The 18,865-nt window shown below is 74.8% G+C and carries 13 protein-coding genes; 2 read left to right on the top strand and 11 right to left on the bottom strand.

Features of this window, described 5'->3' with window-relative positions; genetic code table 11:
• Positions 1-304: 304 nt before the first annotated feature.
• A complete protein-coding gene (locus tag ACFWRV_RS12155) occupies positions 305-1,312 on the top strand; it encodes a helix-turn-helix transcriptional regulator (RefSeq protein WP_384332222.1) in 1,008 nt (335 codons plus the stop codon).
• A gap of 81 nt (positions 1,313-1,393) precedes the next feature.
• Here the strand turns inward: ACFWRV_RS12155 and ACFWRV_RS12160 are convergent, their stop codons facing one another.
• Together ACFWRV_RS12160 and ACFWRV_RS12165 are read right to left on the bottom strand one after the other, a co-directional pair.
• The gene (locus ACFWRV_RS12160; protein ID WP_384332225.1) at positions 1,394-1,657 is read right to left on the bottom strand and encodes a hypothetical protein; all 264 of its coding nucleotides are present in this window, start codon (positions 1,655-1,657) and stop codon (positions 1,394-1,396) included.
• Complete coding sequence (locus tag ACFWRV_RS12165; protein WP_384332228.1) at positions 1,654-2,955, bottom strand: amidohydrolase; 1,302 nt, start codon at positions 2,953-2,955, stop codon at positions 1,654-1,656. Before ACFWRV_RS12165 ends, ACFWRV_RS12160 begins: the two co-directional genes overlap by 4 nt.
• Positions 2,956-3,457: 502 nt before the next feature.
• Here ACFWRV_RS12165 and ACFWRV_RS12170 point away from each other — a divergent pair.
• Positions 3,458-3,634: a thiazolylpeptide-type bacteriocin gene (locus tag ACFWRV_RS12170; protein ID WP_003968635.1), complete on the top strand. Its 177-nt coding sequence runs from the start codon at positions 3,458-3,460 to the stop codon at positions 3,632-3,634.
• An 86-nt stretch (positions 3,635-3,720) separates the two neighbouring features.
• On the opposite strand, the gene ACFWRV_RS12175 is transcribed toward ACFWRV_RS12170, so the two are convergent.
• The 9 genes from ACFWRV_RS12175 to ACFWRV_RS12215 all read right to left on the bottom strand — a co-directional run bounded on the left by ACFWRV_RS12175 (position 3,721) and on the right by ACFWRV_RS12215 (position 18,863).
• Complete coding sequence (locus tag ACFWRV_RS12175; protein WP_384332231.1) at positions 3,721-5,856, bottom strand: TOMM precursor leader peptide-binding protein; 2,136 nt, start codon at positions 5,854-5,856, stop codon at positions 3,721-3,723.
• The gene (locus ACFWRV_RS12180) at positions 5,853-6,608 is read right to left on the bottom strand and encodes an ABC transporter permease (protein WP_384332234.1); all 756 of its coding nucleotides are present in this window, start codon (positions 6,606-6,608) and stop codon (positions 5,853-5,855) included. Before ACFWRV_RS12180 ends, ACFWRV_RS12175 begins: the two co-directional genes overlap by 4 nt.
• A 240-nt stretch (positions 6,609-6,848) precedes the next feature.
• Positions 6,849-7,805, bottom strand: a complete 957-nt coding sequence (locus tag ACFWRV_RS12185) for an ABC transporter ATP-binding protein (protein WP_384332237.1) — start codon at positions 7,803-7,805, stop codon at positions 6,849-6,851.
• A 23-nt stretch (positions 7,806-7,828) separates the two neighbouring features.
• A complete protein-coding gene (locus tag ACFWRV_RS12190; RefSeq protein ID WP_384332240.1) occupies positions 7,829-8,932 on the bottom strand; it encodes a peptidase M50 in 1,104 nt (367 codons plus the stop codon).
• Positions 8,929-10,023 carry a lantibiotic dehydratase C-terminal domain-containing protein gene (locus ACFWRV_RS12195; protein ID WP_384332243.1) on the bottom strand — a complete coding sequence of 365 codons (1,095 nt, stop codon included), beginning with the start codon at positions 10,021-10,023 and terminating at the stop codon, positions 8,929-8,931. Before ACFWRV_RS12195 ends, ACFWRV_RS12190 begins: the two co-directional genes overlap by 4 nt.
• Positions 10,020-12,758, bottom strand: coding sequence for a lantibiotic dehydratase (locus tag ACFWRV_RS12200; RefSeq protein WP_384332246.1), 2,739 nt, complete (start codon positions 12,756-12,758; stop codon positions 10,020-10,022). The genes ACFWRV_RS12195 and ACFWRV_RS12200 overlap by 4 nt, the downstream gene beginning before the upstream one ends.
• A 12-nt stretch (positions 12,759-12,770) precedes the next feature.
• The gene (locus ACFWRV_RS12205) at positions 12,771-14,357 is read right to left on the bottom strand and encodes a nitroreductase family protein (protein WP_384332249.1); all 1,587 of its coding nucleotides are present in this window, start codon (positions 14,355-14,357) and stop codon (positions 12,771-12,773) included.
• A 65-nt stretch (positions 14,358-14,422) separates the two neighbouring features.
• Complete coding sequence (locus tag ACFWRV_RS12210; RefSeq protein WP_384332252.1) at positions 14,423-16,633, bottom strand: TOMM precursor leader peptide-binding protein; 2,211 nt, start codon at positions 16,631-16,633, stop codon at positions 14,423-14,425.
• The gene (locus ACFWRV_RS12215) at positions 16,623-18,863 is read right to left on the bottom strand and encodes a TOMM precursor leader peptide-binding protein (protein ID WP_384332255.1); all 2,241 of its coding nucleotides are present in this window, start codon (positions 18,861-18,863) and stop codon (positions 16,623-16,625) included. Before ACFWRV_RS12215 ends, ACFWRV_RS12210 begins: the two co-directional genes overlap by 11 nt.
• Between the last annotated feature and the right edge of the window lie 2 nt (positions 18,864-18,865).

Genomic DNA, 18,865 nt, shown 5'->3' on the forward strand with positions numbered 1-18,865 from the left:
GCGTGCCGCTGCTCAGCGCTGTCCGCCGCCCGTCGCACCGGCCGCGCCGTTCGCCGACGGTCGCACACCGTTCATCTCCCTATCGCACACAGTTGTGCCGGGGATCCTCACAGGAGTGATCCCAGCGTCTAGTCTTTGCCCGACCCTTACACGGACACTCGGACCAGTGCATCGAGCAGCGCGTCACACAGGCAGTACGGAGCACGGTCAACGGCACGGGCGGAGCGGGCAGCGGCGGGGGCGAGCGGCGCGGGGCGATCCCCCTCGGTGCACGACCCCACGGCATCAGGCATCGGGGGCGTACGTGGGCGAGAACGAGATGTCTGTCTTCGGGGTCCCGGAGGCCGAGGAAGAGATCTACCGGCACTTCCTGCGCAACCCCGGCACCCGCGCCGACGACCTCCACCTCCTGCTGCACTCCCGGCCCGGGGAGGCCCGCGCCCGGATCGCCCGGCTCCAGAAGCTGGGGCTGCTGCACACCGAGGACGCCGAGCGGCGGATCTTCCCGGCGGACCCGGAGGTGGCACTCGCCCGGCTGGTGGACGTACGGCTGGCCGCGCTCCATCGGGAGCTGCAGCGTGTCACCCGGTCGCGGCACGTCATTGACGGTCTACGCGCGGAGCAGGGGGCCCGGACGCCCCCTCCGCAGGGCATCGAGCAGCTGGAGGGGCTCGCCCAGATCCGCAACCGGATCGACGACCTCGCGTTCTTCGCCCGGGACGAGATCCTGTCCGTGGAGCCGTACACCCGGCTGTCGGCGGAGAACATCGCCCGGTCCCGCCCGCTGGACCTGCGCTGTCTGCGGCGCGGCGTGCGGATCCGCAACGTCGTCTCCAGCATCGCGCTCCAGGACCCGCCGACCGCCGCCTATCTGCGCGAGCTGGCGGAGCACGGGGCGTCGATCCGGGTGACGCCGGACACCACGGAGCGGCTCCTCGTCTACGACCGCCGGGCGGCGCTCGTCCCGCTGGACCCGCGCGACACCGCGCGGGGCGCGCTCCTGGCCCATCGCAGCGGCCTGGTCTCCAACATCATCTCCCTGTTCGAACGGATCTGGGACCAGGCCGACGACCTGTCCCGGGCGGTCGGCGGCGCGCAGAGCGGTGAGGACGCCGCCGTCCCCCGCCCCTCCGGCATCGAGCGGCGGGTGCTCGTGTCGATGTGCACGGTGGGCAAGGACGAGGCGGGCGCACGGGAGCTGGGGGTGTCGGTGCGGACCTACCGGCGACACGTCGCCGACTTGATGCAGACGCTCGGGGCGGCCAGCCGGGCGCAGGCCGCGCTGCTGGCCCGCGAACGCGGCTGGATCTGACCATCGGAGCGTTCCCGTGGGGCCCATGGACCCGTGAGCCCTCATGGACCCGTGGCCCCTTGGCCCCACGGACCCCCTGTCCTACCGCTCCTCGGTCCAGCCGCGCAGGGCCGTGTCCGCCAGGACGCAGGACACCGCCCGCCGTACCGCCGACGCGTCCGTCGCCCCGGCCAGCTCGATCCGCAGGACCACCCGGTCCTGGTCCACCTCGGGGTGGCAGGCCCAGTGCCCGGGAAGCAGCCCCAGCAGCCGTACGACGGTGGTCCACCCGGTCGGGGCCGCCCGGTCGCGGCGGACGACGACGACGTCGGCCACTCCGGTCCCGCCGGTACGGCCGCCCGTCATGACGCCGCCTCCCGGTCCCCGGCGGGCCCCGGGGCCAGCACCTGCCGGGCCGCCGCCGCCAGGGCCGTGATGCCGACGGGCAGGGCGGCCCTGACGTCGGGCGCGAAGCCGGGGGCGTGGTTGGGCGGTACGGGTTCGCCTCCGACGCGGGCCGCCCGCCAGGGGCCCGCCCCGGTGGTCCCGAGCATCCAGTACGCGGCCGGGACCCCTCCCGCCGCGTAGTGCGGGAAGTCCTCGGTGGCCGCCGACCCGGCGAGGTCCAGCACCCGGCCGGGCCCGAGCAGCGCCTCGTGGGCCCGGCGTACCCGGGCGGTCAGCGCCGGGTCGGGGCACAGGGCGGGCGAGCGGGCGGTGACGGTGAAATCGGGCGCGCGTGGAGCTCCGGACGCGGCGGCCTCGGCCCGGACGACGCGTTCGGCTGCGGCGGCCAGCCGGTCGAGCGCCCCCTCGGTGAACGCCCGCATGGTGAGCGAGAGTTCGGCGTGGTCCGGGGTGATGTTGCCGCGCTCGCCCGCCCGAACCGAGCCCACGGTGAGCACGGCCCGCTCGGTGGGCACGGTCGCCTCCGCCACCACGGTACGCAGGCGCAGCACGGTGGCGGCGGCCATCAGGACCGGGTCGAGGTTGAGGTGCGGGGTGGCCGCGTGGCCGCCCCGGCCGTGCAGGACCGCCTCGGCCGCGACGCTCCCCGCCATCAGGGGCGGCCCGCCGGCCGGGGCGTGGGCGAGGGTCCCGGCGGGGAGCGGGGCGGCGTGCTGGGCCAGGGCCGCGTCGGGGACGCCGAACCGCTCGTACAGCCGGCCGCCCTCCAGCAGGGACCGGGCCCCGCTCAGCGTCTCCTCCTCGGGCTGGCCGACGACGAGGAGCGTGCCCCGCCAGGCGTTCCGGGAGGCGGCGAGGAGCGCCACCGCCCCGGCGACCGCCGCGATGTGCAGGTCGTGGCCGCAGGCGTGCATGGCTCCGGGCACGGTGCTGGCGTACGGGAGTCCGGTGGCCTCGGTGACGGGCAGCGCGTCCAGTTCGGTGCGCAGGAGCACGGTGGGGCCCGGCCCGTTGCGCAGGACCCCGACGAGTCCGTGGCCGCCGCCCACGGAACGCGTGACCGTACAGCCCGACTCCGCGAGCCGGGCGGCGAGGCGGTCGGCGGTGCGGTGTTCGTGACCGGAGAGTTCGGGGTGGGCGTGCAGGTCGAGGTAGAGCTCGACGGCGGAGCGGAGCAGGGGGCGGGGCAGGGGCAGGGAGCGGGGCAGGGAGTCCGGCGGGGGCACGTGCCCGGGTGCCGCGTGCGTCGGAGCCACGCCTTCCGGTGTTCCGCCGTCGGCGGGCCGGCCACCCGCTCGGCCACCGTTGCCGGTCGCTCGGCCGCCGTCGGCCGGGTGTGCTGTGTCGGCCGTACCTCCCTGGTCGGGCGCGTGCCCGCCATCGGCCGCGTGCCCGCCGTCGGCCGCGTGCCCGCCATCGGTCGTGTGTGATGTGTCGGCCGTACGTCCGTCGTCGGCCGCGTGCCAGCCATCGGGCACGTGCCCGCCGTCGGCCGTGTGTCCGTCCTCGGCCCCGCGCCCGTCGTCGCCCGCGTTCTTCGTCGTCCTCGCCGCTGTGACCACCGCGCACCTCATCTCTGCTGAACGAGCCTGCTCCGTACGGCTGTCACGTGCCGCTCCGGCGCCCTGCCACCGGGTGCCAGCGATGTGACAGCGAAAACGCGGCCGATCTGACAGCGGCCACCCCTGCAATGGGTCCAGCACCCGGGCACCGGGCCGGAGCAGCCGGCCGGACCCCCACGAGACCAGGGAGATCACCATGGCCCCCAAGACCGAACTCGCCACCCTCGCCGACGAGATCCTGGAGCTGGAGTCGGAGACCTTCGAGATCTCGGACTACTCCGACGCGTCCGAGGTCGTCCTCGCCGGTTCCACGTCGTGTTCCTCGACGTCGACCTGCTCCAGCACCACCAGCACCACCTCCTGCAGCGCCTGACACCGCTGCTCGGCCCGCTCGCGCGCCGGCCCCCTCCGTCGGTCGGAGGGGGCTGTCGCACGTACCGGACGTGCCGCGCGGGCCGGTCACGGAAACGGGTGCGGAACGGCCTTGATCTCCGTCTCGGGCAGGTCGTCGGCCCGTCGGCCCGCCGCCCGCAGCGCGGTCCGCAGCCGGGGCATGCGCAGTGCCCGCTGTCTGCTCCAGCCGAAGTCCAGCGGCAGCAGTCCGGGGACGATCGTGGAGACGGTGTGCAGGCCCATCCGGTGCTGTTCCGGCGTCGTCTGGTCGACGGCGAGGACGTCGTACCCCGCTCCCGTCAACCGGTCCCGCAGCAGCCGCAGATCGTCCAGCAGGTCTCCGGTGCGGGGGCGCAGCGGCTGCCAGTCGGCGAACGCCTCCGCCGTCGGGAGGACGGCGGCCGGCTCCAGGTACTCGGCGGCGTGCCGGGCCATGGACGGCAGACCGTAGAGCTGGGCGTGGTCCTTGAGATGCAGGACCCTGCCGAAGTCCCGCTCCATCGACTCCAGTTCGGTCCGACGCTCGGCGACCTGGTAGGGCAGGTGCGGGATGTAGGTGAGGACTTCGGACAGGGCCGCCTCCACCGTCTCCGCCGGATCGAAGCCGGCCGCCGCGCTGAAGGAGAGCGTGCCGGGGCCGCCGTCCCGGCGCACCGCGAGGGCGGTGACGACGGGGACCGCCAGATCCATCCGCGTATCGAAGGCGTGCACGTCGTAGCCGTGCAGGGCCGCCCGGTCGAGCATCGAGCGGACGGCGGGGGCGGTCGCGGTGGTGAGGTCGAGCGCGGTGAGGCGGGCGCGGCCGTACCAGGCGAGGAGGAAGGCGTCCCGCTCGACGAGTTCGAGGAGCCCGAAGAGGATCGCCTCCTCCAGACTGCTCCCGGTGGCACAGCCGTTGGAGCATTCGAAGACGAAGTTGTCCGCGTCGACGCCCGCGCTGTAGTGGGCGAGCCGGGCCGGGATCAGGATCGGCGCGTCGTCGCGCAGGGAGTGACCCCAGACCCAGGGGATCGCCCGGTCCGGGTCGAAGGGGCTGACCAGGGGGTCGGTGGCGTACGTCTCGGGGGCGTAGAAGCCGCAGTCGGCGGGGTTCAGGGCCTGGCCGGCGAGGTTGCGGTAGCGGTCGACGACCGGGGTGGTGCCGCGTCGGCGGTGGGTGCCCGCGTACCGCTCCAGGCCTTCCAGGTGGGCGAGGGTGCGGCTGGTGGCGTAGCGGTTGGCCTGGCCGCTCCAGGTGACGTCGTTGAGACCGGCGTAGCCGCGGACGAAGTGGGTTCCGGCGACCGGGGCGGTGGTGGTGGACGTGGGGTTGATCCAGATGTCGGAGCCGAGCGCGCCGCAGACCGGGTTGGCGAGGGCGGCGGTCGGCAGCGGGTAGGAGTCCAGGGTGCGGAGGCGGTAGCCGTCGGGGTCCGGTTTGGGAGTGGGCCCCAGGTCCATACGGGCGGCCTCCGCCGTGTCCGGGACCTCGTGGACGCAGGCGGGGCACAGGGGTTCGGGCAGCAGCGGAAAGGTGGCCGTGGCGAGGGTGACCAGGTCGACCCGGGTGACCTGGGGCAGCGCCCGGTCGGCGGGGGTCGCGGCGGAGTCCGCAGGGGGCGCGGCGGAGTCCATCGGGGTGGCGGCGGAGTCCGCCCTGGGCGCGGCGGAGTCCGTCGGAGTGGCGGCGGAGTCCGCCGGGGGCGCGGCGGAGCTCACCGGCGCGGCGGCAGAGTCCGCAGGGGGCGCGGCGGAGTTCACCGGCTCGGTCTCCGGGGCGGCGGGGACCGGACCGGGGTGGTCCCGTTCGCCGGTCATCACCGCGCTGTACGTGGCCCAGACGGCGTCCACCGCGTACTCCGTGAGCACCGGCCAGTGCACGGCCCCTCGCGGCTCGTGCCCCAGCTCCAGCGCCTCCCGCTCCGACCGGCTGCGCAGCCGCTGCCAGCGCATCGCGAGGCACTGGCCGCAGGCGGTGGCATCGGGCCCGCCGCCCCAGGGGCCGATGAGGACGGCCCGCGAGGTCAGCTGCACGTCGGCGGCGGGCCGGGTGTGGGCGTACGGGTCGGGGTGGCCGAAGCCGAGGACGTCGGCGGCCCCGAGCGGGACCACGTACGGCACGGGCAGGCCGCCGCCGGAGACGGCCGCGTGGCGTGCCGACAACGCGGACTGGAGCCGGGCGCGCGCCGCGTCCAGCGGGGTCGAGGCGGTGGCCGTCGTCATGACTTGTCGCTCCAGCGGAAGGTCTTCAGCGCCACCGCGCCGAGGACGAGGGCGAATCCGGCGAGGACGGCGCAGGCGACGCCGATGTCCGTCAGGGAACCGCCGCCGGTGAGCGCGCCGGAGACCCCGTCGTTGAGGTAGCGCAGCGGCAGGATGCGGGAGAGGTTCTGCATCCAGCCGGGCATGGCGTCCAGCGGGAAGAACGAGCCGGACAGGAACGCCATCGGGATCATCAGGCAGTTGGCGACGGCGGCGACGGCCTCGGGGGTCTTGGCGTAACTGCCGACGATGACGCCGAGCGCGAGGAACGCGGTGATGCCGAGCACCAGCACCGGCAGGGCGAGCGGCCAGCGGCCGTCCAACTGGAGCCCGAAGGAGGGGAGCAGGGCCACGGCGACGAAGAGGACCGCCTGTACGGCTCCGATGCCGAGTGCCAGGACGTAACGGGAGGCGAGGACGGTGGAGACGGGCGTGGGCGTCATCCGGATCAGCCGGAGGATGTCGTCGCGCCGCCACTGCATGAGGACGAACCCGACGCCGAAGACGGCGGCGTTGGCGACGCCCCAGGACAGCACGCCGGGCGCGATGTAGTTGATGTAGGGCTTGCCGCTCTCCTCGACGGTCTGGCCGTGGAAGATCAGCCCGAAGACCACCAGGAAGATGAGCGGGAAGGCGAAGGTGAAGAAGAGGGTGGTGCGGTCGCGGGTGTAGGCCCGGTATCCGGCCTGGCTCAGCGCGGTGTAGGCGCTCATCGGGGTGTCTCCGTATCGCTGGTCGCTGCGGGTGGGGGCCGTTCGACGGGCCTGGGGCGGATCGGCCGGGGCGTGGCCGCGGATCGGCGGGGTGCCGGCCGCAGATCGGCTGGAGCGGCGGCCGCGGGTCGGCCGGGGTCACGGTCGCGGATCGGCCGAGGTCACGGTCGCGGATCGGCCGAGGTCACGGCCGGTGTCGGCCGCAGATCGGCCAGGGTCACGGCCGCGGGTCGGCCGGGGTCACGGCTGTGGGGCCCCGGTGCCGGTCAGGTCCAGGTAGACGTCCTCCAGGCTCACCGTCCTGGTCTGTACGCCCTGGAGCCCCGCGATCGCGTCGACGGCGGCCAGGACCCGGCCCGCCGCGAGGGTCTCCAGCACGAGCGAGCCGCCCTCCTCGGTCACCCGGTCCACGTCCGGGATGGCGCGGGCCTGTTCGGGGGTGAGGCGGTCGGCCGGGATCAGCAGCCGGGTGGTCGGGCTGGAGGCGGCGATCAGCCGGCCGGGGCTGTCCAGTGCGGCGACCCTGCCCGCGACCATGATCGCGACCCGGTCGCAGAGCGCCTCGGCCTCGTCGAGGTGGTGCGTGGTGTAGACGATGGTGCGGCCCTGGCCCTTGAGGTCGCGCAGGACCTGCCACAGCGAGCGGCGGGCCTGCGGGTCGAGGGCGGCGGTCGGCTCGTCCAGGAAGATCAGTTCGGGGTCGTGGACCAGGGCGGAGGCGATGGCGAGCCGCTGCCGCTGGCCGCCGGAGAGGTCGTCGACCCGGGTGTCGCCCTGCTCGGTGAGGCCGACGGAGGCGAGGGCGCGTGTCGCGGCGGCCGCGTCGCACCGGTAGAGGGCCGCCATGGTGGCCAGGTGTTCGCGGGCGGTCAGCCGGACGAAGAACGCGGAGGCCTGGGTCTGCACGCCGAGCCGGGGCAGCAGGGCGGTGTTGCGCGGCCAGGGGCTCGTGCCGAGGACCGCCACCGTTCCGGAGTCGGCCCGCCGCTGGCCCTCCATGATCTCGACGAGCGTCGTCTTGCCCGCCCCGTTGGGCCCGAGCAGCCCGAAGAACTCCCCGCGTTCGACGGTCAGCGAGACCCCGTCGACGGCCCGGGTCGCGCCGTACGCCTTGTGGACGTCGGCCAGGGCGACGGCGGGCCCGGCGGGCGGTCCGGCCGGGGGGTCCTGCGGGGTGCGGGGGGCGGTGGACGTCATGGAACTCTCCTTGGGATGGAACATCAGGCCGTCAGCAGATGATGGGCGCCCGCGACGACCGCCGCGACCAGCGCGGCGAGAACGAACACCGTGCCCAACACATAGGCGGGATAAGCGATTCGGGCGCGGCGGGGATACGCGGTCGCCTCCGGGGAGCGGCGCAGGGCGAGCCGCAGATAGCCGCCGGCGGAGGCGGCGAGACCGGTGGCCCCGGCGAGCTGGCTCGCGATCTTGTACCCGTCCAGCGGTGGCAGCGGCACGAGCATCGCGAACGCCTGCACGCTGCCGAGGAGGAGCAGCGCGGCGAGCGCCTCGTGCGTGGCGTCGTCCAGCGGGGCGAAGAGCCAGAGAGCACAGAAGGGGAGCAGGAAGAGGAGGTTCATCACCGCGCCCGCGACCGCCGTGGCGATGCGGTGCCGACGCCGCCCGAGGTAGGGATAGTTGTCGACCGTGCAGTACATGATGACGAAGGGCAGCCGCCACCGCAGCCCGATCTCGGCGACCTGCCCGCCGTAGTGCCGGGCCACCACGCCGTGGGCGAGTTCGTGGAGAGCGGTACTCAGCCAGAGCAGGATCGCCGTGCCGGTCAGCAGGACGGGGTTGGTGAACAACTCTCGGACAGCGAGGAGCAGTTCGCCGGCGCGGACGGTCACGACCACCTCCATCGCGACGAGCAGCGCCAGCAGGGGCGCCATCGCCCAGGGCGCCAGCAGGAAGCCGAAGAGCCGGTGGAGGCGGGCGGTGGTGGCGTCGGCGTCGGCCACCAGGGGGAGGGTGCCGCGCAGCAGGGTGCGGGGCGCGGCCGTGACGGCAGGGGCTTTCCGTACCGGGTTCCCGGACAGCAGCCCCTTCGCCCCGAGCATCGTGAGGATCTGCTGCCAGTGGGCGTCCCCCAGCCGCCGCCCGTACGCCCCCGCGTACTCCTCGCCGATCTCCGCGAGGCTCCGCTCTCCGTCCATACGGGCGATGAGGAAGTGTTCCTTGGCTCCGACCTTGAAGGAGTTGCCGGTCTCGGCGTCCTTGATCAGGTGGACGGTGGCGGCCCCGTCCAGCAGCGGATCGCTGATCAGGACGCTGGGCCGCAGCTCGGGCCGGTAGGCGGCGAGCGCCCCGGGGACGGCGCTCACGCGGGCCCCGCCCCGGACTCCGCCCCGGACTCCGAGGCGGTCCCCCGCTCGGACTCCTTGAGGACGCGGCCCAGGACATGGCTGAGGTAGGCCTCGTCGCGGATCGTGACGTGCAGCCGGTTGTTGGTCATATGCATGTACGGGGACAGCAGCAGCGGCAGCGCCACGGCGGGGTCGGTGACCCGCTCGTCCCGCTCGCCGTCCCAGGACCGGAAGACCAGGTCCCCGTCCACGGCCAGCTTCCGTGCCCGGTCGCGCAGTTCGGCGCAGTGACCGGCCCAGCCCGCCAGCGATCCGGGCAGCGAGCGGGCGCTCCCGGGCGGGGCCGTGGCGGCCCGGACGCGGGCGAACCGGTCCCGCAGCCCGTCCGCCGTGCGGGCGTAGTTGCGGTCGTACTCGTCGGTGCCGATGAAGCCGGTGCCGGGGAATGCCCGATGCCAGAACTCGTAGTAGCTGTCCAGGTATCCGGTCAGCTCCGCCCGGTCCGGCAGGAAGGTCGAGGACATCACCATCATCAACTGGGCGGCGGTGCCCAGCAGGACCGTGCGCAGGTGGAGGTTCTTGGTGGCCAGCGCGTCGATCACCAGGTCGCTGGAGTGCCGGAAGTGCCATTCGGCCAGTTCGATCCCGGCGGGCCCGCCGTACTTCCCGAACTCCGGCTCGTACCGCTCGCGGTGGCGGGAGTTGTTGGGGCGCAGGTTCATCCGGCCCTGCTCGTCGGTGTAGTGGCCGCGTTCGCTGCCGGGGAACTCGATCTCGAAGAGGGTGTTGTAGAAGTCGTTGAGGAACCCGGAGTCGACCTCGTACAGGGCGGGCCGTTGGGCCAGGAAGGCGTCCACGGCCTGTTCGGTGCGGCGGGCCACCTCGGGCTCGGCCGAGGGTGAGGACGGCTTCAGGCGCAGGCGTACGTGAGGGCCCTCCAGCCAGTAGTTGATGAAGAAGTACCCGGCGATCAGCCCGTCCTCCTCCAGCTCCGCGACCAGCGGGCGGACACAGTTCAGGAGGAAGGGGCGGGGGTTGGCCGCGTAGAAGACATGGGTGGCCTGCCAGGCACCGGAGAGGGTCGTCGGCCCGGTCACGAGCGGGGTCATGGGGTCCTCCTGCGGACGGGTGCGGCCGTCTCCACGGCCAGTTCGGCGACATGGCGGCCGGGGCCGCAGACGGTGGGCAGCGCGTCCTCGTCCGGCAGCATCTCCCGGAACACCACGCGGGCCTCCGGGGACTTGACGAGGGCCTCGAAGGCGGCCAGGGAGAGCGGGCTGTCGAAGTCGAGGTACTGCGGTTTGGCTCCGGTCGCACCCCGGGCCCCGGTGTCCGACACGGTCGCGAAGACCCGGTCGGGCAGGCCGTGGGTACGCCGGAAGGCGTGCCAGTCCAGGAACCAGCCGTCCTCCGGAGCTCCGGGGCGGTGCAGCGGGAGCACGGCGGCCGGGGCGCTCCAGCTGCGCCGGCTCAGGACGAGCGAGCCGTGCCGCACCCGGGGCCGCCCGGTGACCCCGCCGCGCGCCTCGCCCTCGGGGACGCCCGCCCACACGTTGAGCGGGGCCATCGAGGTCGGGGAGAGGAGGAGCAGCGTGCGGGGCAGCTCGGGCAGGGCGAGGGGGACGAGGTAGCCGAGGTAGACGGGGATCACCTCGCGGTCCAGGCGGACCGAGCGCAGGGCGAGCCGGTCGCCGTCGGGGTCGTGCACGAGGTACAGGTCGTCCAGGTCGATCCTGAACTCCGCCTCCAAGGTGCCGCGTTCGCCGGGGCAGACGATCTCGTACGGGGTCAGCCGGCCGTGCAGGTTGAGGTTGCTGGTGACCGGGCCGCCGGTGACCTCGGCGAGGACGGCGCCCTCGGGGACCATCGCGTCGGTCTCCGCCAGGAGCCGTTCGCCGAGGCCGTCGAAGAGCTGGGTGAACCGGCTGAACGGGAACGACACTCCGCCGTAGGACCGGTTGAGAACGACGAGGGGGTCGCCGGGCCGTTCGGCGATCTGGACGTGGTGGCTCATCGGCGCGAAGTCCGTCACCGGGAGGTCCAGTTCACCGGCGACCGCGTCCAGGAAGGCGTCGTCGAGGCGCACTTCGGCCGCCTCCGGCTCCGCCGCCTGCCACAGGGCGGTCATCCGGGCGGTGAAGGTGCGCCGCGCGGCGTCGAGGGCGCGCAGACGGGGCAGTCCCAGCCAGTTGACCTCGGGTACGTAGGTCCCGTCGGCGTCGTACGGGGTGCGGGAGGCGGTGAACGTCATGTACTGGTCGAAGAAGTCCTCGTGGAAGTCGTGGACCAGCTTCAGCAGGTCGTCGCAGCGGCCTCCGCGTCCGTAGCGCGCCAGGAAGAAGCCCTGGAAGGTGATCCGCTGCGGAAGGGTGAGATCGAAGGCGGGCAGCACCCGCTCCACGGCCGCCAGCGGTCCTGCGGCCAGCTCCCGCCAGGCGTCGGGGTCCAGCTCCGCCCGCGGGCCCGCAGCCGCGTCCTCGTACAGCAGCGTCTGCGGGACCTTCGCGCGTTCGGCCCCCAACTCCTCCTCCTGGACCGCCCGCAGCCCGGCCCGTACGGCTTCCAGCAGGGCGCGCCGCTCGTCCGGGGCGGCGTCGGCGAAGCGGGCGGCGTGGGCGGCGGGCTCCTCCAGCCGGTCCGCCAGTCGGTCGGCCCAGGGGCGGCCCAGGCCGCGCAGCGCGCCCTGGAAGGCGCGGAGCGGGTCGGTGTCGTGGACCTCGGTCCGCAGGCACGGCACCTGGACCATGCCGACGTCCAGGAGCGCCCCGAGGTACTGCTCGCACTCCTCGCGCGGCGCGCCCCGGTCCTGTTCCAGCCAGGCCGCCAGCTCGCCGTAGCGGATGGCGCCGCGCTCCTCGAACAGGCCGAGCAGCCGTTCCAGGGTGCCGCTGCGGCGCAGGAAGAACAACCGGTCCTTCACCGCGTCGAAGGTGACGGCGGTGTCGTCGTCCCCCGCCGTGACCCAGCGCCGGACGTAGCGGACCCGGTCGTCGTCGCGCCCCCAGCCCGAAGCGGGGGCGAGGGGCAGATCGGCCCGGCGGACCGGGTCGGCGAGGACCGCGTCGGCGAGCCGGCCCAGCGCCACGACATTGAGCCGCACCTGCGTCCGCCACTCCTCCCCGGCCCGTACGCGCAGCCCGTCGAAGCCGCCGAACACGCCGGGGGCGACGCCGGTGAAGGTCGAGAAGGGGCTGGTCTTGCAGGCGGTCCGGTAGACGTAGGAGAGCAGCGAGCGTTCGATCTTGCGCTGCTTGCGGTCCGGCCGCGCCCCGGGGCGGGACGCCTTCTCCCGGTAGGCGTCGAGCTGGGCGTCCAGGGTCGGCGAGGCGAGCAACAGCCCCTTGCGCAGGCGCTCGTGGCCGGCGAGCCGGGCCAGCTCGGCACGGCTGCGGCCGGTCTCGTCCGCCAGCAGACCGGCCCCCGCCTCCCGCTTCCCGGCGAGGGCGCGCCGGCCGGCCAGCCAGTCGGCGAGGGCCCGGGCGGCGCCCGGGTCGAGAACGCGGACCCGGGCGAGGGTGACCTCAGTGGCCGAGGGGTCCGGCAGCCGGTTGTTGAAGACGTCCCGGCGCAGTTTCAGCAGGGCGCGGCGCAGCGGTTCGTCGTCGCTTCCGCCGATCAGCCCGTGCAGGTGATCCGCGGCCTTCCCGGCCAGCAGCGCCAGTTGTTCGGTGGTGTCGAGGACGTCGTCGGCCCAGCGGCGGCTGTCCGGGCAGCGCAGGGCCCGGACCGCGTCGACCGGGAGCCCGGCGACACGCAGCATGAACGCGGGCCGGGGGGACGGGGGGTTCACCGCGTCCGTGGGGGTGCGGGCGCCGGTGTCGGCATCGGTGTGCGGGTGGGTCATCGTCGGCCCCCGTCAGGCGATCTCGTAGCGGAAGTCGGCGGGGGCGGGGCGCTCGTTGCCGATCATCATGATCAGCAGGGGCGCCTCGCCCGTCCCTTCGAGACCCAGCTCCTCGATGTAGGAGATGTTGTCGAAGCCGAGGGCGACCCCGCAGCCGAGGTCCACGGCCGCCGCGGCGGTGTAGACGGACTGGGCGACGGCCCCGATGGTGGCGTTGACCAGCCGGTATCCCCGGTCTCCGACCGCGTCGAGGACGGCGGTGGTGCGGACGGTCGGCACGAGGACGGCCCCGGCCTGCTCCAGGTTGTAGTTGGCGAGGAAGTAGTTGCGCTGGAGGAACTCCCCCGGCCGCCCCTCCTTCACCCGCCGCAGGTTCCGCCGCTCGGGGTCGTAGACGTACGAACCGGGCTCGACGCCCTCGACATGGCTCACGAACACGTACAGCCGCGCCAGCCGGGCGCCGCCGGTGTCGCCGCCGAGCCGCGACCCGGCCGAGGCGGCGGCCAGGCAGGCGGCCAGCTGGTCGGCGGTCACCGGCTTCTGGGCGTCGAACCGGCCGAAGCTGCTGCGGCGTGCGCGCAGCGCGGTGCGTACGTCGGCGTCCAGGGGCCGGGCGGCCGGCAGCGCCACCTCCGCGAGCGCCGGGTCGGCGGGATGCGCGGCGGCGGGCCCGAGGGCGTCCGGGGCGGGGCGGGCGGTGGCGTCGGCGGAGGTGGCCGCCTGCATGCGGAGCAGCGCGTCGAAAGCGAGGACGGTACGGGAGCGCTCACGGTCCCGGTGCCGGACGGAGACGGGAGCGGCGGCGTCGGGACGGCCCGAACCCGGCTTCGCACCGGCCCACTTGAGCGGCACGACGGCGAAGATCCCCTCCTGCTCCGGGTCCACGCCGAGGAGCGCGGCCAGGCGTTCCTCGTCGAACCAGAGGGCCGGCTCGACGGCCAGCCCCCGGGCGGCCGCCCACATCCGCCAGGTCTGGACGCAGGCTCCGAGGTCCATGGAGACGGCGTGGAAGGAGAAGCTGTTGTACTTGAAGGAGTTCTGCCAGTACTTGATGCCGAGCACCAGGTACTGATCGGTCCCGGGCCCCGGCGCGCCCTCGCCCAACGCGTCGCGCACCCGGCCGGAGACATCGCCCGTGAGCAGCCGTTGCATGGTGTGGTGCCGGGTGGAGTAGTAGTGCACCCCCGGCGGCACGGGGGCACTCGGCCCGGACACCCAGTGGATGCTGACCGGGTAGAGCCCGCCGCCGGAGGCGGAGCCGCGCGACCAGTTGGCCAGCGGGTAGAGGGGCAGCGCGTTCAGGTCCGTGTTGGCCTGGACGCCCAGGCGGCGGCCGGTCAGACCGTAGGAGTCGCGGAGCATGCCGGACAGCGAGACGAGATCGAACTCCCCCTGCGCCGAGCCGCCTTCGGGGAACAGGCCCCGGTCGAGCGTCGCCCCGGCCGGGTAGGGGGCGTCCGGCAGCGGGAAGCCGTCCGCGCCCGGGTGGAACTTGGCCTTGCGCGGCCCGTCCCGCCAGTTCGGTACGTAGTCCGCGGGGTCCATCGGGACCCGCCCGCGATGCATGATCGCGGCGGCGTATTCCTGGGCGTATCCCATGGCGGGCTCCTTGGTCACGGCAAGAGGGGGTGGGCTCCCCGGGACGGGGCGCGGGGCGGGCGCGCTCATGGGAACGGGTGCGGGGCCGGGTTGAGATCGGCGTCGGTGAGGTCCGTCGTCCGCAGCCCCGCCTCGCGCAGGGCGGTACGCAGCCGGGGCATGCCCAGGGCACGCTGGCGGGTCCAGCCGAAGTCGATCGGCAGCAGCCCGGGCACGATCACGCTCACCGTTCTCAGCCCCAGGTCGCGCTGTTCCGGCATGGTCTGGTCGACGACGACCACGTCGAACCCGGCGGCGGCCACGGTGTCCACGCACCGCAGCAGGTCCTCGCGCAGATCCTCGGAGACCGGCAGGGGCGGCCGGCCGCCGGGCCCGTCCCCGTACAGCTCGTCGAAGGAACGGGCCCGTGGGCGTGCGCTTCCCGGTGCGCCGAGCAGGAAGTCCGCGTGGTCGCCCATCTCCGGGATCCCGTACGCCAACGGGTGGTCGTGCAGCGCCTCGACCTTCGCGAAGTCGCCGGCCATGGCCCGCAGCCGCTCCTCGTCCCGCTCCGTGCGGCCCTGGAGGTTGACGGCGTCGGTGGCGATCTCGCAGAGCGCCCCGGCGAGCGCCGCCTCCGGGTCGAGCCCGGCGCCCGCGCCGAAGCACATCCGGCCGGGCCCGCCGTCGGGGCGGACGGCGACGCCGGTGACGACGGGGATCGGGAAGGTGATCCGGGTGTCGAAGAACCGCGCCTCGTAGCCGTACATCTCCAGCCGGTCCACCATGTGCCGCGTGGCGGGGCGGCGGCTGGTGCGCGGGTCGATCTCGGGCAGCGCGGCCCGCCCGTACCAGGAGAGCAGGAACGCGTCCCGCTCCACGACCTCCATCAGCCCGAAGTAGGCGGCCTCCTCCAACGCGCCGCCGGAGGCGCAGCCGTTGGAGCTCTCCTGCACGAACCGGTTCTCCAGGCCGGGCGCGTGGTAGTACGTGAGCACCTCGGGGACCAGGACGGTGTGTCCGTCGCGCAGCGACCAGCCGCGCACCCAGGGGATCTCCCGGTCCGGAGTGAAGGGGCGGACCCGAGGGTTGGCCCGGTGGAAGTCGTCGGAGTAGAGGCCGCAGACGCGCGGGTCCACGGCGGCCCGGCCCTCGCCGCGCAGGGTGTCGAGACTGGCGTGGACCTGGGGGCGTTTGGCGCGGGACCGCATGCCCGCGTACCGCTCCAGGCCCTCCAGCACCCCGATGCGCACGCTCTCGGCGAAGGTGTCGGCATGCCCGCCCCAGAACGTCTCGCGCAGATACGGTCCCGAGCGCAGGGAGAAGCAGCCGATGGTGGCGGAGGTGGACGTGGAGGAGACGTCCTGGACGACGGAGGGGCCCAGCGACCCGCAGACGGGGTTGGCGTACGGCTCGACGGGCAGCTCGTAGTCGCCGAGGTCCCGGACCCGGAAGCCGCCCGGCCGCAGCTTGGGCGCGGGCTTCAGGGTGATCGCGCAGGCCTCGTCGGTGTCGGGCTCGGACCGCCCGCAGGCGGGGCACTCGGGGTCGGGGACGAGCGGGTAGTGGCGGGCGGCCAGGGTCTGCAGGTCGACGAGGTGGACGGCGGGGAAGGCCCCCGTGGCCGGTCCGCCGCCGGTCAGCCGGGCGGCGATGACGCCGGCGAGGGCCTCGGCCGCGAACGGGGTGATGTACGGGGACGGGCCCGCCGCCCGGGTCCCGGAGCCGAGCTCCAGCGCCTCGCGCAGAGCGACGGACCGCACGGCCTGCCACCGGCGCTCCAGGCAGCGGGCGCAGGGGCGTTGCCCGGCCGGGTCCGGTGCCGGAAGGGGGCCGACGACGGCGTGCCGCCCGTAGTAGCGCACCGGCACGGCACCGGCCGGGTCCACCGGCCCGCCGCCCGCGAACGCGTCGCGTACGCCGAGGGGCCGGACGTCCAGCGGCAGGGCGACCGCCGCGCCGCCGCGCCGGGCGAGGCCCTCCCCCAGCAGCTCAGCGAGCAGCCGGGTGGAATCCTCCAGCACCTGCGCGTCCCGTACGTCCGGCGCGGCCGGTGCGACCGGTGCCCGCTGCTCGTCCTGCGCGGCCGGTCCACGCGGCGCGTCCGGTGCGTCCGGTGCCCGCGGCTCGTCCTGCGCGGCGGGTCCACGCGGCTCGTCCTGCACGGCGGGTCCACGCGGCTCGTCCTGCACGGCCGGTCCACGCGGCGCGTCCGGCGCGTCCGGTGGCCACGGATCGTCCCGCGCGGCCGGTCCACGCGGCTCGTCCCGCGCGTCCCGCGACGTCTCAGCGGGCATCGGTGCCGCCCTCGCCGTCCACCGTGAGCAGCACCCGGGCCGTGGCGATGGCCCCGGAGAGCAGGTCCGCCGGGGTCGTCGGCACATACAGGGCGTCGCGCCCGGCGGACCGCAGCGCCGCCAGCACCGTGTCGAACGTGCTCTCCGCCGCGTCCGCCACGACGGACTCGCCGCTCACCGCGATCGCCCCGGGGGCGAGGTCGGCCACCAGCGGGTCGCCGAGGTCGACCGCCGCTCCGGGGTCCTCGGCGGCGAGCTGCGCCTGACCGAGCAGGTCCCGCAGGGCGGACGCGGCCGCCGTACGCCGGGACAGCCCGGCCCCGACCGCCCAACGGTCCTCACCGCCAGGGCCGTTCGCCTCGCGGGCCAGCACCACGTGCGCGGAGGTGCGGTCCGCCTCGCCCAGGTCGAGGAGGTCCACGGAGAGGTCGAGGTTGGCGGCGGACTTCAGCAGGAACACCAGCTCCGGGTCGTCACCGCCGATCGCCGTCGGGCTGACCCGGGTGGCGCCGCGTACCGCGCGGAGCAGCGCGTCGTGGGCGAGCGCGGACAGCAGCCCCCGGCCCGCCGCCTCCGCCGCGCTGCCGCCCGCCCCGGCTCCGGCGGTGGTCGCCAGGTGCACCCGGTCGTGGTTGTGCGGCCCGAACGGGCGCAGTGCGGCGGCCGGGACCCGTACCGGGTCCTTGCCGATCAGGGACGTGGCGACCGCCCAGGCGGCGGGCGCGGCCCCGGTGCCGCCGCCGGTCGTCAGGGCGCCCGGCCCGAGCGTCCGCAGCGCCCGCGCACCGCCTTCCCGGTCATCGCCCTCCGCGCCCTCGACACCGGCCAGGGGGACCACGTGCTCCACGTACGCCTCGGCCGCCGCGTACAGCGCCCGGGTCCGGGCCCCGGCCAGGTGGTGCACGTCGAACGCGGCGATCCGGCGGCGCGCCCCGCCCCGGAGCGCCACTTCGACCCGGCTGAGCTTCAGCGGGGTCTGGGTCAGCTCCTCGTCGTCGTAGCGGCGGAAGATCCCGGTGTACGGGCGGACCAGCGCGGTGCTGACCCGGTTCAGCTCCTCGACCAGCTCCTCCGCGTCGCGGGCGGTCTCCACGGTCGCGGTGACGGGCAGGGCGAGCGTGCCGGGCAGGGCGGCGGCGGGTCCGTCGGCTCCCTCGGCGAGGAGCGCGGCGCAGCGGGCGCAGCGGGGGTGGGGCTGGACCGGTTCGGCCATCACGTCCAGCGATTCCAGGTCCTGGACGAGGACCTGGCCGGCCGTCTCGGCGGGGAGTGCGCCGGTGGTCAGGCGGAAGACCTCGTAGCCGACGAGGTTGCCGACCATCGCGGCGACCGGCCCGGACAGGGCGGCCCCGCCGGACGGTACGGACCCGGCCGCCTCGCCCCACAGCTCGGCCGCCGTGCCGGGGTCGACGTTGCCGCCCAGGCGCAGCAGGGCGCAGGACCAGCAGCCGGTGGAGCCGGCGGTGGCGAGCGGGCCGACGATCAGTCGGCGGCCGAACAGCCAGGCGGGGATGAGGGTCACGCCCTCCGGCACCCCGGCGGCCAGCAGCCGGTGCGTACGCGCCCCGGCTCCGGCGCCGGTGACGACGACGATGTCGTAGCCGTCCAGGTCGGCCCAGCCCGCGTCCGTCCCGGCGGCGAGCGCCTCGATGCGCGCCCCGTTGGCCGCGGCTTCGGCCGCGACGCCGTCCTCCGGCGTGAGTGTCCCGATGGCGGCGCACCCGTTGCGCACCAGGCTCAGCGCGCACCAGCGGGCCGTCTCGTCGTCGCCGAGGACGGCGACACGGGTGGCGCGGTAGCGGGCGAAGCGGGCGGGGGCGTCGTCGGTGTAGTGGTCGACGTACGCGATCTGCGCGGCGAACCGCTCGGCGGTCTCCTCGTCCACCGCGTCCCCGGCGGTGTCGGCCTCGGGGATGTCGCGGGCGAAGCCGCGCGCGTACAGCGTCTTGACCAGCTCGGCGGCCATCGCCCGCTGCGCGGGCCCGAACCCGGCGCACAGTTCGGCCATCCGGTGCTGCCCGGTGAGGTGCGGGACGACGAGGGAGGCGAAGCGGTAGGCGGTGCGGCCGGTGAGGTGGAACCCGCCGTCGGCGTTGTGGAACAGCACCCCGCCGGGGGTCTCGGTGAACAGCACGTCGCGCCGGATACGCGGCCGGGTCGCGGCGAGCCCGTCGAACGCGGGCGGCGAGGCGGCTGCGGGGGGTGCGGTGGGTGCGGCGCTCTCGGCCATGG

Source organism: Streptomyces sp. NPDC058576, assembly GCF_042718715.1.
GTDB lineage: Bacteria > Actinomycetota > Actinomycetes > Streptomycetales > Streptomycetaceae > Streptomyces.